We start from the raw sequence: 15,650 nt of genomic DNA, 5'->3' as shown, positions 1-15,650 counted from the left end.
AATGACAAAAAAAGCAGAGAATCATCCGATTCCCCGCTTCTTATTCATATAATATAGGTGTGTTTAATTACATGGTAACCTGCTTTGCAAGCAGTTTTTGAAGTTTGCCATTCAACAACTGGCACATTGTTCCATTTCCCATTGCTTGGTAACGTTTGATACGGTACTGCAACATCATAATTTCATTTGCATTCTTTTTCATAATTTTGGTCCTCTTTTTTTGCTCCCCACGTTTTGAAGAGCGGTTTTACATCTTGTTTTCTTTATTAACACTGCAAAGATACGAAATGTTTTCGAAAACATGTTCTAAAACATAAGAAAAGTGTGTTATTAGTTGATTTTTCTTTTTATATGGGCAGATTTGGCAAGTGCATATTACAAATATATTGCATAACTTTGCGCTTTATCAAGAAAAACGACTATGCTAAAACGGATACCACACACATACACCATCATTTCTTCTGTCATCTTGCTCTGTGCAGTGCTTTCCTGGATCATTCCCGCAGGTGAATATGTGCGCGAGACCATTGACGTCAACGGCACTTCCCGCACAGTCATTATAGACCACTCTTTCCATCGGGTAGAACAGACGCCACAGACCTGGCAAGTGTTCAGCGCTCTTCTTGAAGGCTTCGAACGGCAAGCGGGAATCATCGCCTTCTTATTGATCATGGGAGGTGCCTTTCAGATAATGAACAGCAGCCGTGCCATCGATACCGGCATCTTTTCATTCCTGAACTTTACGAAGGGGCTTGAAAAGCACAGACTGATTAAATCATTGGGGGTAAACAATGTGGTGATTTCCTTAGTCATTATTCTCTTCAGCCTCTTCGGCTCCGTATTTGGCATGAGTGAAGAAACCCTGGCCTTTGTCATTATCATCGTCCCGTTGGCCATTTCAATGGGATATGATTCCATCACGGGGCTTTGCATGGTATATGTTGCTGCCCACATAGGTTTTTCGGGTGCCGTACTGAACCCATTTACCATTGGCATTGCACAAGGCTTGTCCGACTTACCGCTATTTTCCGGATTTGAATATCGCATGCTTTGCTGGCTGATACTGACCACGGTCCTGATAGTCTGTGTACTCAGATATGCCGCCGTCATTAAAAAGCATCCGGAGAAATCGCCCATGTATCATGCCGATGCTTATTGGCGGAAACGGGAAGAAGAAAGCAACGGAGAGATATCCCGTGTCACGACTCGTCCGGCATGGATCGTCTACATACTGTTAATCATATCCTTGTGCCTGTTTTCCATCATTTACCCAACCAGTACTTTCGCAATAGGCGAAGCGTCTGTCACCTGCTATGCAGTGCCCGTCCTGTCTGTTTTGTTTGCCGCCTTCGGCTGGCTGGGTTTACGTAAATCCAACCAGTTCTTCATACTGACCCTGCTTGCGTTCACCATTCTTTTCCTGATTACCGGTGTCATGGGACATGGCTGGTATCTGCCGGAGATCTCCGCCATCTTCCTCGCAATGGGTATTCTCTCGGGATTTGCCAACAGTGAAAAAACAGATAACATCATCGGGCAATTCATGGACGGAGCCAAAGATATGCTATCAGCTGCCATCGTGGTAGGTCTGGCAGGAGGGATCATCCAAATACTGCAAGACGGACATATCATCGACCCGATCTTACATTCTCTGGCTTCACTGATGGGAGAAACCGGAAAAATAGTATCTTTGGGGGTGATGTACCTGATACAGACACTGATCAACCTGATTATCCCGTCCGGATCGGCCAAAGCTGCATTAACCATGCCTATCATGGCACCTTTTTCCGATGTCATCGGGCTTTCACGGCAAGCTACAGTAATGGCTTATCAGTTTGGTGACGGATTTACCAACATGATCACACCTACTTCCGCCGTATTGATGGGAGCCTTGGGCATTGCCCGCATCCCCTACGAGATATGGGTGAAATGGTTCTGGAAAGTACTTCTTTTATTCATCATTCTGGGAATGGTATTGCTGATCCCCACAGTACTCTTCCCTATGAACGGATTTTAGGAAATAAAAAAAGAAATCATAATCAAATATATAAACCAACAGCATTCACTCCTCCCCTCTCTCCGGGAGAGAAAAAGGAGCGAAGCCTTATTTAACAACAAATTGTATGAAAATCCTGACCCGCTTTCTAATCATCCCGATGTTGTCGGTTGCGTTTTTTTCATGCAGTGAGTCCCACTTCCTGAAAGATGAGACTTACCGTAGCCAAGTGACGCAAGATTTTGAAAAGAAGAAGCAACAGCTCCCTAACGGAGATCTGTTCGCAGTGTTTAATGAAAAACTCACCACTTCCGAACAGGAGGCCTTGATGTTCCTCTATGCCTATATGCCCACAGGTGACGTGACGGATTATACAGGTGACTACTATCTGGAGAATGTCAGACTCTCCGATCAGGCGCGTCGCGAAATGCCTTGGGGAAAAGAGATCCCCGATGACGTATTCCGCCATTTCGTACTCCCTATCCGGGTAAACAACGAAAATCTGGACGACTCGCGCCGGGTATTTTACAATGAACTGAAAGATCGTGTGAAGAACCTGTCGCTGCACGACGCTGTGCTTGAAGTGAACCACTGGTGCCACGAAAAGGTAGTCTACACCCCAAGCGATGCCCGTACCAGTTCCCCACTCGCTTCGGTAAAGACCGCCTATGGCCGTTGTGGTGAAGAATCGACCTTCACTGTAGCCGCTCTCCGCTCGGTAGGCATTCCGGCACGGCAGGTTTATACTCCGCGTTGGGCGCATACCGACGATAACCATGCCTGGGTAGAAGCCTGGGTAGATGGTAAATGGTATTTCTTCGGCGCCTGCGAACCGGAACCGGTACTGAACCTGGGCTGGTTTAATGCTCCTGCCAGCCGTGGCATGCTGATGCATACCAAAGTATTCGGACGCTATGCCGGACAAGAGGAAATCATGTACGAAACTCCGAACTATACGGAAATCAATGTAATCGACAACTATGCCCCGACAGCCAAAGGCTCGGTATTGGTGACAGATGCCGAAGGGCAGCCGGTATCCGATGCCACTGTAGAGTTCAAGGTGTATAATTATGCTGAATTCTACACCGTAGCCACTAAACATACGGATAAGGCAGGACGCGCATCGCTGACTGCCGGCAAGGGCGATATGCTGGTATGGGCCTCTAAAGACGGACGGTTCGGTTATTCCAAATTGTCATTCGGCAAAGATAACGAACTGAAGATCGCACTGGACAAGAACGCCGGTGAAACCTATTCACTCCCACTGGATATTGTTCCTCCGGCCGAAGGTGCCAACCTGCCCGAAGTGACTCCGGAGCAACGTACTGAAAACGATCGCCGCATGGCACAGGAAGATTCCATCCGCAATGCTTACGTAGCCACTTTCATTACCGAAGAGCAAGCCCGGACTTTTGCCAAAGAGAACAAACTGGATGAAACCGAAACAGTACGCCTACTGATAGCTTCCAGAGGTAACCATCAGACTCTGACAGATTTCCTTTCTGCTGCCGTAAAAGCCGATAAAGCCAGTCAGGCCATCAGCTTGCTGAAAGTAATCTCAGCCAAGGACCTGAGAGACGTTAGTCCGGAAGTACTGAACGATCATCTGAACAACTCCGGTCTGCCCGGTTCCGAGGACTTCTGCAGCAACGTACTGAACCCTCGTGTGGCCAACGAAATGATCACTCCCTACAAAGCATTCTTCCAGAAAGAGATCCCGGCAACTGAAGCGGAAGCTTTCCGAAAGAATCCACAGGCTTTGGTAGAATGGTGCAGAAAAGAGATCACTATCAACAATGAACTGAACTCACAACGTATTCCGATGTCTCCAATGGGAGTGTGGAAAGCCCGGGTAGCAGACGAAAAGTCCCGTAACATTTTCTTTGTATCCATGGCACGTAGCCTGGGTATCCCCGCCTGGATAGACGAAGTGACCGGAAAAATTCAATACCGGAGTTTCAATGACAACGATCTAAAGAACGGTAAAGTCTACGACGTGGATTTTGAAGCAGCACAGCAGACACAGGCACCGACCGGAACGCTCGTAGCCCGCTACCAGCCTATCCCTTCGTTGAGCGATCCGAAATACTATTCACACTTCACTCTCTCGAAATTCCGCAACGGGACTTTCCAATTGCTGAACTACGATGAAGGGGACGTAGATATGGGCGGCGGAGCCACCTGGTCGAACTTACTGAAAAATGGCGCCCGCATGGATACCGGATACTACATGATGGTAACCGGAACCCGTATGGCAAGTGGAGCAGTGTTGGCCAACATCACTTTCTTCACCATCGAAGAGGGAAAGACAACAACTGTCGATCTGGTGATGCGCGAAAGTAAGGATCAGGTGCAGGTGATCGGTAATTTCAACTCCGAATCCACCTACCTGCCGATAGGAGCCACCGAACCGCAAAGCATTCTTCAGACTTGCGGACGGGGATATTTTGTAGTTGCCGTGTTGGGAGCCGGACAAGAACCGACAAACCATGCTCTCCGGGATATTGCGGCTCTAAGCAGCGAATTCGAAAAATGGGGCCGCAAAATGGTACTGCTTTTCCCTAATGAAGAACAATATAAGAAGTTCCGCCCGACAGAATTCCCCGGACTGCCCTCAACCATTACCTATGGTATCGATGTGAACGGAGCCATCCAGAAACAAATTGCCGAATCAATGAAATTGCCTAACAGCACCATCTTGCCGATGTTTATTATCGGTGATACGTTCAACCGGATAGTTTTTGTTTCACAAGGCTATACCATCGGACTGGGCGAACAACTGATGAAAGTGATACACGGATTGTAGCAAACAGATTCCGGCAGCTTTTAATGGCTTTTCCGGAGAAACCGGCAATTCCCCCGGATGCAACCGGGAAAAGCACCGGGAGCCGGTTGCTCCGAAAACGAATGAAGTAAGCACTTGCCGGAAACAGAGACTCTGCAGAAGCAGAACAGAGGCTCTATCCGTACCAAACAAAGGCTCTGTTTATAGCAAACAGAGCCTCTATACAGAAGGGGAGAAGTTTCGGCTTCTCCCCTTTCTTATATATCATAAAACGAGGACAGACATTCAGGCGGCTGTCCCGAGCCACCATACTATCCCCCAAATATAAATGTAGCCTTTATGGACATATCCCCCGGAGAGTAACTTGTTATTCCTATTTTCCCTTCATAAAAGGAACTCTCAACCACGACCGTTAACTTCTCCGTGTTACTCAATAACAGTGACACATCTTCTTTCCCATCAGCAGACAATGCTATATCAGGAACTATTTCCTGTCCGCGATATTCCAGAACTCCATCCGGAAGATAGCGGAAACCTGCAATATCCATCGAATATATTCCATAATAAATATATACTTTAGCATTATAATCCGGATGTATTCCGGATCCGTCGTTATATTTCACAATGAAGTTCGCGGTTCGTTCGTCGGTCGGAGGTATATCCTCCCTGTCTTCATCGTGGCAACTACAGAACAACGCAAATAGTAGCAACAAGAGAATTGGACATCTGCTCAGGTTCATGATCTTTTATAATTTATTAGTTCTCAATGCCGTATCACTTCCCAAAGATAAGAAAAATAATACTAAACAGATACAATCACCCGACTATTTCATCCCCGCATCCCGATCTTTAACTATTTTCCCCAGTCACTGAACTCAAAACTCAATTGTTCCCACACTCCCCGATGCTCATCTGTCTCCTCTCTCGGATTCGACACCGAAAGCCCTATCAACCGAATGGGATGTTGCTCATACTCCACCTCTTTCAGCAACTGTTTGGCAAGAGGCAGAATTCTTTCAAGGCTCGTCAGTTCCTGAGCCTGCGTCATGCTCCGTGTGATCTGGCTAAAGTCATGAAATTTGATTTTCAGCGTCAGCGTCTTTCCCCGGAAGTCCTTCCGTTGCAACCGTTCCACAAGTTCCGTAGCTACGTGATAAAGTTCTATAATCACAGCCGATTTCACATGAATATCTTTCTCCAACGTATGTTCGCAACCGATTGATTTACGTATCCATACCGCTTCTACGGGACGGAGATCGACTCCTCGTGCAAAATCGTAATAGAGCAGTCCTACTTTACCAAACTGCCGTACCAACATTTCCGACGAACAGCCACGTAGCTGAAGGCCATTGTGAATACCCAGCAAATGCATCTTCCGGGCAGTCACCGGTCCTACTCCCCAAAATGACTCGATGGGCAGACGGGCAATGAAATCGAGCGCCTGATCGGGATGGATGGTACAGAGTCCGTCGGGCTTCCGAAAATCCGAAGCAATCTTTGCCAGGAATTTATTATAAGATACACCCGCCGATGCTACCAGGTTCAACTCTTCACGGATGCGCTGCTTGATAGCCCTGGCTATATCTACCGCCAGTAAAATTCCCTGTTTATTCTCTGTCACATCCAGGAATGCCTCGTCCAACGAAAGGGGTTCAATCAAATCGGTGTATTCATGAAAGATCTCGTGTACCCGGCGGGAAACCGATTTATATATGTCCATCCGTCCGGGAACGAAAATCAGTTGCGGACATAAGCGCTTTGCCTTCTGTGACGACATAGCCGAACGCACTCCGTACCGACGCGCTTCATAGCTTGCCGCCGCCACTACTCCCCGCTCCTCGGCATGCCCGACAGCAAGCGGTTTACCACGTAATTCCGGATGGTCTCTCTGCTCTACGGAAGCATAGAAAGCATCCATATCAATATGTATAATCTTACGTTCGCCCATTTCTGCAATAATTCTACATCGCAGTTCACATTTTGAGAAGCAAAGATAAGAGTTATTCTTTCAATCCCACTGACAGGATTAGTTAATAAAATGAAGACCGGCAAGGCACTCCCCCGGCCGGTCTCCCGTTAACTTACAAATTGCTTATATACTTTGTCGGTGAATCTCCGAAACGTTTCTTAAACACGATCCTGAAATATTTCGGATCACTGAATCCCGTCATGTCGGCAACCTCGGCTACAGTATATTTCCTACTCATCAGCAAGATCAGCGCCTTGTTAAGGCGTACACTACGAACATAGTCTGCGGGTGCATGGCCGGTTATCTCCTTAATCCTATTGTAAAAGCTCGAACGGCTCATATTCACACAATCACTCAGTTCGTCAATCGTAAACCTGGAATCGGTGAGTCTCTCTTCAATCAGGCTTCTCACCAGACTGATAAATTCCTGATCACTATCCGACAACGGCACATCGGCTTCGACGTCATCCGGAGCATCAACCCCTAATGTCAAACGGATATACCTCTTGCGGATAATCTCCCGGTTGGTAATCAGACTTTCAATCTCTGCTTTTAAGAACGAAATGGCAAAAGGCATTGTCACATAAAGATCGGCGTTCCGTTGGGTCTCCTTGCTGTCTTCGCCCGGTTTCACGAGCAATATCACAGGTACATGTGCTACCCTGTCATCCGATTTAATCCGGACAGCAAGTTCTTCCCCCGAAATTCCGACAAGGGCTGAAGAGGCCAGAACAGCATCGGGATGCTGTTCACATATAGTCGTAAAGGCCGTTTCCGCATCGCAAACCGATACAACTTCGTAATCCGGCATCAGGATTCGCACAAGATAATTACGTAATTCTTTATGGGTTTCGACCAATACCAAAGAACGTCCGTTGCGTCTCTTCTCCCGATGTTTCGGAAATGGAGTTTCCATTGCCGGCAACGTTTCGTTAGCCGGTAACAGTTCGCTGTCCTTGGTCGGAAATTCAGGTACGGAAAGCAGATCGGAAAGGTCGGAAAATTTCTCCGATTGCCGGATAGCAACAGGAAAGACTAAGATAAGAACCAGTTTATGCTCTTCTTTATAAGTAAATTTGATTTTGCCTTTATGCAAACAGATTAATTTGCGTATAAATAACCAACTCATGGTCTCGGCAGAGCCTCCCGAAACCAGTCCCTTATAATTTAAAATTTTTTTTTAAGAAGTCCATTATCTTCAGACTCCAGCCTCAACTCCCAGTTTTGAGTGTTGCACGATGTACTCAGAAGTATTTCCCCGCCCCTGTCTATACTGTCGGTAAAAGCCATCAAAAGGTTCCGGAGGATTGCAGCCATCTTCTCCCTATCCAGACACACGGTAACAAAAGCCGGCTCGTCCACCCAACGAAGCGTAATACATTTTTCGTTTGCGTAATCACTGAACCGGTTCACCGTCTCTTTGAGAAACATGGATAACTCATGATCGGCAAGAGACAGGCACCCGGGAGAAGCCGAAATACGGCTGATGCTTTCCAGGTCGGCCAGCAGATTGTTTACACCCTTAATCTGTTGCAATACGTTATTGACAAGTTCGGAAGACGATTTTTCATAAAGATACTCCAACGGAACCTTTATCAACGTAAGCGGCATGCAGAGGTTACGGGTAGTATTCATAAACAATTGTATCTTTTCTCTTGAAAGATTCCTGTCTTGCCAGATGAACCACGAACGAACAGCTAAAGACCCCAGCGTAATAGCCAAAACTCCATAACAAAGAAAAGCGCCATTTGTCTTCCAGAGCGGTTTACGAATCACGATATTCATATTCCTCTGTGCAAACGGACGTCCGTTGCCAATGGATATTGCCCGTACGGAGAAGACATATTCACCCGGAGCAAGGTTCGAAAAACGAATTCTATTCTCCGGCGACGGATTACTCCAGTCCGTATTATCCAGTTTCCAGCTGTAAGCTATATCCTGTATTTCATCGTAGCGGACGGCAGTAGCCGTAAACGAAAAAGTGTTTTCATCATGATCCAACTGTAAGGTAGCTGTATAATTCAGTGCTTTTTCTAACGGAGTATTTTCTGTTTCTACGGTCATATCCTTATCCAGCACCCGAAGCCCGTCCAGATAAAATCCCAGGCAGGTCTTGTGTAACGAACGAGGCTCTTGTTTGTCATAATCAATTGCTCCCTGGTATGTACCCAGTATCTGCCTGCCGTCTCCAATAAAAGCTCCCGACGTAATCCGGAGTCCTTTATTGGGAAACCGCCGAAACGAATGCTGTACAGGATCAAATGAAAAGGCAAACTGATCACTGCTTCCTATCAGCCGCTTCTTGTCATCCTCCCAAACAGCGTACACATTAGCAACTCCCGAATTTTTCACAGTATCCAGCCGGGATTGCTCCGGACGGTAGACCAGCAAACCGTTTCCTTCGGTTCCAATATACAGGCAATTACTATCGGACTGATACAAGGCATGAATGTGCAGACCGGACAAGGATTTCACTTCTACAACACCATTATCATTGGGACAATAGAGAAACAAACCTTCATCCGTCCCAATCCATAACCGATCTTTATCCTCACGGCAAAGTGCATTGACCCCGGAAATGCGGGCATACGGAACAACCTGATTATTATTCTTCTTACGGATGATGTACAAGCCGTGTACATAGTTTCCGGCACATATCTCTCCGGGACCTGTTTCGCTAAGTGCAGTATACATCTGGCAAGGAAGATCTGTAACAATCCGTTCCCATCTGCCTGTCGACGGGTGAAAACAACTGATACCACGATCCGTCGCAAACCAGACATCCCCGTCCGAATCATGTAATACCGCATTTACCCGGTTGTTCGCCAATGAATGCGTATTTCCTGCCTGAAACCTATACCACTTATAATCATCCGGAGAATCCATATCAATCATTGATACGCCTTCCGGATAATCCGCCACCCAGATATGTTTCTGATCATCCACAAACAAATCGACAATCCGGTTCGTACGAATTGAATTACCATTCTCAAAATCGGTATGTACAAAAGACCTGATTTCCGGGTTAATAATGTCCATGCGATATAATCCCTCACCGTCCGTTGCTACTAAGACATTCCGGTCGTCCAATGTTCGCAAACTACTAATCCGGCTGTTCACAGGCCTGTCCCATGTATAAATCATCCGCTCCGACTTCGTGTCCCACACCATTAACCCTTCCGAATAGTCTGCGATAATCAGTCTGCCGCTATACGGATGAAAAAGCATTTCATGTATCCGGCGACATCTCTTCCCGGACAGTTCGCTGGATTGTTTTTCTATGGAATAACCCTTCATGGTTATCTCAAACAGGCCTTCATCCGAGCCCACGAAATACTCTCCCGGAGCTACTTCTACCATACCGGAAATCTGTTTCAGATTGTGATTCACCCGATAGAAAGTATTAGTAATTCCCCGATAAGCAATCAACCGGTTTCCAGCGGAAAACCAGATATGCCCCTGACTATCTGCACAGAGAAAGCGCACTGACGCCTTATCCTGGTTCGGCAGATGGTTTCTGCACTCAAACTTATCCAATGACGGATTATACGTCCATAAATCTCCGTTTCGGGTAACCGCCCATAACCCATTCTCTTTGTCCGTAAGCAGCCGGCAACAGCCCATATAATAATCCACAGTCTGTCCTTCGGCAGACAACTTATAGTGTTTCAGCTTCGTTCCATCAAACCGGCTTATTCCGGTATGGCTCATAAACCACATATATCCCAAGGCATCTCTCCGTATCTGATGCACTTTACGAGTATTCGTTTCACTTATTTCTACAATGTGTTTGCAAACGATGGCATGGCATAACGAACCATATATCATCATCATGAAGTATAAAATATATTTCATTCTTTTTGTTTGTTATAATTAAAATGGAGTAGTTTTATTAAAAGTGGGAACCCTATAGTAAGGTAGTCATGGGGGAAAGAAAAACACTACCTTCTGCACATCACGTGAGTAGGTGACCGGATTTGTGGCGCTCCTGAACGCCTTAAATCCCTCCCTGTTGTCGTAGAGGATACTAACAAAACAATAGTAATGAGATGTTCACATCGTTTATCGGTGAGCAACAGGACATCAAGAAAGGCGACTCACATGAAAAATCAATCTGATCTACATTATAACGAGACAATATTCAGTTTGTTTCCCCAATATGGTTTTTATTAAGAAAAAGATAGATTGGCAAGGGCATTTACCGGAATATGAATAAACAATAAATATGAGCAGACAATAATTTCTTTAACCATACTTGGGATTAGACCGTTTCTCACTTGTCGACTCTCTATGACGAATTGCTCAGAAGTCAAATGTAGAGTGTTTATTTTAAAAGACAAAATAAAGTACCCGGACAAATAACAGCAGTTTAAATGCCGATAGGCAGCTACCTATCAACGACTTACGTTGAGAACGTAACAAATAACCCGGACAATCCGGATATTCTTAACAAAAAATCCCCCTGAACTTACCGGTTCAGAGGGACGTTTCTGTCATAAAGTGGAGCTGGAGGGATTCGAACCCTCGTCCAAACGAGGAAATCATAAGCTTTCTACATGCTTATCTTTGCCTAAGTTTTTCGTGCAGGAGCAGAACCAAAGCCATCAATTCCTGCCTTATCCTCTAAATTTTCATCCGAAGCGCGAGGCCACTTCTGACTATCCCCGATGTAACTGCACCACTGAACCGGAATGCTTCGGAGCAACAGCTTCCGAGTGATGTCTCGTCCTGGCACCTGGTGCCTGGATTAAGCTAATCTACTATGATTCGATTAAGCAGCAAGAGCGTAATTAGTTTCGCCAGATAAAATTTTGATAACTGAGATTAAAGTGCAAATCACCGACGCACTGCATGCTTACCCACCATTTCTGCCCGCTGTCAAAACCAGTCAACCCCTTTTGAGATGAGGAAGTGGTAACCACTTATGTGGCTGCAAAGATAGGGAATATTCATCATAAAGAAAGAAAAAGAGGATGGATTTTAGATATTTTATTCATTCCGGAAAGAAACACAGGAGATTATACTAACTTTGTGTTTTCAGAATATAACGAAGGTAACCAACAAACCCTCAAAATAACATCTATTTATTATGGTCGAAAAAATCATTAGTATCTGTGCAGTCGGCATGCTTGTAGCCAGTTGTTCTCCAAAGAAGACAACCGCACAGCCGGCAGATCCAACAACAACTGACAACGAACTGACTATGCTGGTAGGAACATATACTTCCGGCGACAGTAAAGGCATTTACACTTTCCGGTTCAACGAAGAAACCGGAGCATCAGTACCACTCAGTGATACAGAAGTTGCTAACCCATCATACCTCGTTCCGTCGGACGACGGAAAATTCGTTTATTCCGTCAATGAATTTAGCAAAGACCAGGCATCTGTGAGCGCCTTTGCTTTCGATAAAACCAAAGGAACGCTTCGCTTATTGAATACTCAGAAAACAATGGGGGCCGATCCGTGCTACCTGATCACCAACGGAAAGAATGTTATCACTGCCAACTATAGCGGAGGGAGTATCACTGTCTTTCCCATCGGAAAAGACGGTTCTCTGCTACCCGCCTCCGATGTAATCGAATTTAAAGGTTCCGGACCGGATAAAGAACGACAGACAATGCCTCATCTGCACTGCGTACGTATCACTCCGGATGGCAAATATTTACTCGCCGATGACTTAGGTACCGATCAGATACATAAATTCAATCTCAATCCGAATGCCAATGCCGATAACAAAGAGAAACTCCTGACAAAGGGTAATCCGGAAGCTTTTAAGGTTGCTCCGGGTTCCGGTCCCCGACATCTGATATTCAGTCCGGACAGCAAGTTTGCTTACCTTATTAACGAAATAGGAGGGACGGTAATAGCTTTCCGGTATACCGACGGAATGCTGGATGAAATTCAAACCATTGCAGCCGATACTGTAAATGCGCAAGGCAGTGGCGATATCCACATCAGTCCGGACGGAAAATATCTCTATGCCAGCAACCGCCTGAAAGCAGACGGAATTGCCATCTTCAAAGTCGACAAGACCAATGGTACCCTGACCAAGATAGGTTATCAGTTAACGGGAATCCATCCGCGTAACTTCATCATTACTCCCAACGGCAAATATTTGCTGGTAGCGTGCCGCGACACCAATACCATTCAGATATTTGAAAGGAACCAGACTACCGGACTATTGACCGACATCAAGAAAGATATAAAAGTAGACAAACCTGTTTGCCTGAAATTTGTAGACTAACAGAACAGGAACTTTAAGGAGAAACAGACAGTTTTACCTTGAAAAGACGAAAAGGAAGACGTTTTTTATTATTTTTGCATCACTTTTATTAACCCAAAGAGATTTCACAAATATGAAAAGACACGTCTTCCTTTTGGTAACCTTGTTTACCATGGGTACCATTACGGCCCAACAGCAACCCATTATTTCCCCAAACGACTCTATTTCTTCTGTAGTCCAACGCATCACCGGAAAAGAAAACAAAGGATTCTCCGCTCACATGAACCTGCAACTCTACACCTCATGTGCTGCTTCTTTTACCGAGAATGAATTAGAGGAGGTCGCTTTCAAACTTAATCGGTTCAAATTAGAAATTGTAGGAAATATCAACCAAAAGTTCTCTTACCATTTCCGTCAGTCTTTTAATAAATACAGCAATCCCTTTGTACTGGACAACCTGTCTTCTTCCGTAGAGTATGCTTATCTGACCTATCACCTCTCCGACCGCTTTTCCATCACCGCCGGAAAACAGTTCCTCATGCTGGGTGGCTACGAATACTATGTCAACCCGATTAAAGTGCGTGAGTTCAGTGAGTTTAATAATTATGTCAACTGCTTTCTGGCAGGTGTATCTGCCACCTGGAATGTAACCCCTACTCAGGAATTGAACTTCCAGATAGTAAACAACCGTAATGGTGGGGATGAAGATACCTATCTCCACGGGCTACCGGCAAATGTAGAAGCTACCAAAGTTCCCCTGATCTCAACTATCAACTGGAACAGTTACTATCTGGATAAAGCCATCCAGTTAAGATATGCCGCTTCATGGGGACAGCAGGCCAAAGGAAGAAACATCCTGTATCTCACTGCCGGAAACGTCTATGAAAAAGGGCCATGGATCGCTTATGTAGATTTGATGTACTCCCGACAGGGGATCGACAACAAAGGCATTATCAGTGCCTTACCCCACACTGACCTGGAGAATCCACAAACGGCCCAATATACCGAATACTTCACTACCATTGCCAATGTGGACTACCGTCTCCATCCCAATTGGAATGTATACTTGAAAGGTATCTACGAAACCGGTAAGATTTATAAAACAAACGGAATCTTTGAGAAAGGCACCTATCGTCGTACCTGGTGCGGGCAAGCCTGCGTAGAATACTATCCGATGCGAAACAGCGAACTATTGATCTTCCTCCATTATCAGTACAAACGGAACGAACTCCTGAAAGCTGCCCGCCGTTTAGAAGCTATAGACCCGAATACACAGCGGATTTCGCTAGGCCTGGTATATTCCATTCCGGTTTTTTAATACCGGGCAGTTCATAAAGGAAAGGCGAAAGAGTTTTATACTTAGGGGGAACTTTTTCGCTTTTCAAAGCTTTCACAATAATCCCTTTCCCCTTCTTCGTACATTGCAGATAATCCTTGCGCAAAGTGCGTTTATCCATATCAAAAATAAGACCGGGATTAAAATGTTGCCCGTTAATCCGCGTTTCGAAATGCAGATGTTCCGTAGTAGCCCGCCCGGTACGTCCGGTCAGGGCAATAGCTTTTCCCGCTTTCACAGCATCTCCGCTTTTTACCAGATTCTTCACATTATGACTGTACACCGTTTCCAACCCATTGGGATGGCGAATCACAATCACATTGCCGTATGCACCATAAGGTTTTGCCATACGTACCACTCCGTCAAAAGCAGCGCGAATCGTATCACGGGCACAAGTTTTTATATCATCCCCACTATGTCCGCCACGGGTTCCATAACCGGAAATGACTTTACCTCCCGGCAAAGGGAAAGAGTAATTCCGCGACAGAGAATTCAGATCGAGCATGATGCAATTCTCTTTAGCAAAAAGTCCCGGTGTAGCCACCCGGACATGATTAACCTCCATATCCGAGAATTTGGTTTGTGCACTGCGTTGTGCACTCGTACACAACGAAAACAGAGATAAAATCAAAAAAGTGTGTATGTTCTTCATGGACGCTTGTTATTCAAAATAGGTGATCGTTCCTCCGTCCGATCCTGCATATCTTCGCAATAAAGTCTGTATCATCCCGGCAGCCTCCTGCAATCCTTCCTTCCCATTATAACCATTAACGATGGCTAATATATGAGTCGTTTCCAGATCCATCTTTGTCCGCTCGTTATCACTGGTAGGTGTTCCTATTCCTCCCACAGCATCGCGGTATACCGGAAGTCCCTCTATGTTCAGTACTCCACGGCCAATACCTTCGAAAGGCTCTTCTTTTTTACCTATCCCCAGCTCCAGATTGGTGCCCGCTATCTTATCCGCATCAAAACCACCTATCGAATGCCCGGTCCGGAGAGAAACCAGATTGATCAAATCGACCAGAGTATCAATCTGATACAAGGCAATTCCCCGCATTAGCCTGCGACGTAATGCTTCGGCCGATGGGCGATATCTTCCGGGGTCTTTTCCACACCGTTTGTAAGCCTCACGTGTGGCAGCTATCACTGGTTGTTTTTTAATATCTTCCAACTGGGTTGTTGTAGTGAGCTTTTCTGTAAAAGATTGAATCTCCTCCCAAAGTCCTTCACAATAAGAAGTGTTTTTCACTTCAGCATATACAGCAGCTCCTGCAAAAACAGGACATGCTTCTTTTAACTCTTTCGATATAGTAATGGTATACATAATAAATCAAAATT

At 45.6% G+C, this 15,650-nt stretch carries 11 protein-coding genes and 1 other RNA gene; 4 read left to right on the top strand and 8 right to left on the bottom strand.

The window, feature by feature from the left end:
• Positions 1–67 precede the first annotated feature (67 nt).
• The gene (locus tag DBK98_RS23195; protein ID WP_005775876.1) at positions 68–202 is read right to left on the bottom strand and encodes a hypothetical protein; all 135 of its coding nucleotides are present in this window, start codon (positions 200–202) and stop codon (positions 68–70) included.
• Positions 203–421: 219 nt separating this feature from the next.
• Between DBK98_RS23195 and DBK98_RS09575 the strand changes: the two genes are divergently transcribed.
• Together DBK98_RS09575 and DBK98_RS09570 are read left to right on the top strand one after the other, a co-directional pair.
• Positions 422–2,017, top strand: coding sequence for a YfcC family protein (locus DBK98_RS09575; protein WP_005809879.1), 1,596 nt, complete (start codon positions 422–424; stop codon positions 2,015–2,017).
• Between the two features lie 106 nt (positions 2,018–2,123).
• Entirely contained in the window at positions 2,124–4,802 is a 2,679-nt protein-coding gene (locus DBK98_RS09570) for a transglutaminase domain-containing protein (RefSeq protein ID WP_032536813.1), read from the top strand.
• A gap of 290 nt (positions 4,803–5,092) precedes the next feature.
• On the opposite strand, the gene DBK98_RS09565 is transcribed toward DBK98_RS09570, so the two are convergent.
• The 5 genes from DBK98_RS09565 to ssrA form a co-directional block, all read right to left on the bottom strand.
• On the bottom strand, positions 5,093–5,521 hold the full coding sequence (locus DBK98_RS09565) for a hypothetical protein (protein WP_032536814.1): 429 nt from the start codon (positions 5,519–5,521) through the stop codon (positions 5,093–5,095).
• A gap of 113 nt (positions 5,522–5,634) precedes the next feature.
• Positions 5,635–6,729, bottom strand: coding sequence for a DNA polymerase IV (gene dinB, locus DBK98_RS09560; protein WP_032529860.1), 1,095 nt, complete (start codon positions 6,727–6,729; stop codon positions 5,635–5,637).
• A gap of 133 nt (positions 6,730–6,862) precedes the next feature.
• Complete coding sequence (locus tag DBK98_RS09555) at positions 6,863–7,879, bottom strand: AraC family transcriptional regulator (RefSeq protein WP_032536815.1); 1,017 nt, start codon at positions 7,877–7,879, stop codon at positions 6,863–6,865.
• Between the two features lie 38 nt (positions 7,880–7,917).
• Positions 7,918–10,605: a two-component regulator propeller domain-containing protein gene (locus DBK98_RS09550; RefSeq protein ID WP_032536816.1), complete on the bottom strand. Its 2,688-nt coding sequence runs from the start codon at positions 10,603–10,605 to the stop codon at positions 7,918–7,920.
• A 643-nt stretch (positions 10,606–11,248) separates the two neighbouring features.
• Positions 11,249–11,646: a transfer-messenger RNA gene (gene ssrA, locus DBK98_RS09545) on the bottom strand.
• Positions 11,647–11,839: 193 nt separating this feature from the next.
• Here ssrA and DBK98_RS09540 point away from each other — a divergent pair.
• Positions 11,840–12,994 (top strand): lactonase family protein, encoded by a 1,155-nt coding sequence (locus tag DBK98_RS09540; RefSeq protein ID WP_005809891.1) that lies wholly within the window; start codon positions 11,840–11,842, stop codon positions 12,992–12,994.
• Between the two features lie 112 nt (positions 12,995–13,106).
• Positions 13,107–14,291, top strand: a complete 1,185-nt coding sequence (locus DBK98_RS09535; protein ID WP_005809893.1) for an OprO/OprP family phosphate-selective porin — start codon at positions 13,107–13,109, stop codon at positions 14,289–14,291.
• On the opposite strand, the gene DBK98_RS09530 is transcribed toward DBK98_RS09535, so the two are convergent.
• Together DBK98_RS09530 and DBK98_RS09525 are read right to left on the bottom strand one after the other, a co-directional pair.
• Positions 14,230–14,961, bottom strand: coding sequence for a M23 family metallopeptidase (locus DBK98_RS09530; protein ID WP_005809895.1), 732 nt, complete (start codon positions 14,959–14,961; stop codon positions 14,230–14,232). The genes DBK98_RS09535 and DBK98_RS09530 overlap by 62 nt on opposite strands.
• Before the next feature lie 9 nt (positions 14,962–14,970).
• Positions 14,971–15,636: a B3/4 domain-containing protein gene (locus tag DBK98_RS09525; protein WP_005809897.1), complete on the bottom strand. Its 666-nt coding sequence runs from the start codon at positions 15,634–15,636 to the stop codon at positions 14,971–14,973.
• Positions 15,637–15,650: the final 14 nt, after the last annotated feature.

It is taken from the genome of Bacteroides sp. PHL 2737 (assembly GCF_004115325.2).
Taxonomy (GTDB): Bacteria; Bacteroidota; Bacteroidia; order Bacteroidales; family Bacteroidaceae; genus Bacteroides; species Bacteroides hominis.
Note: the sequence above shows the minus strand (reverse complement) of the source record. Positions and strands in the feature narration are given on the sequence as shown.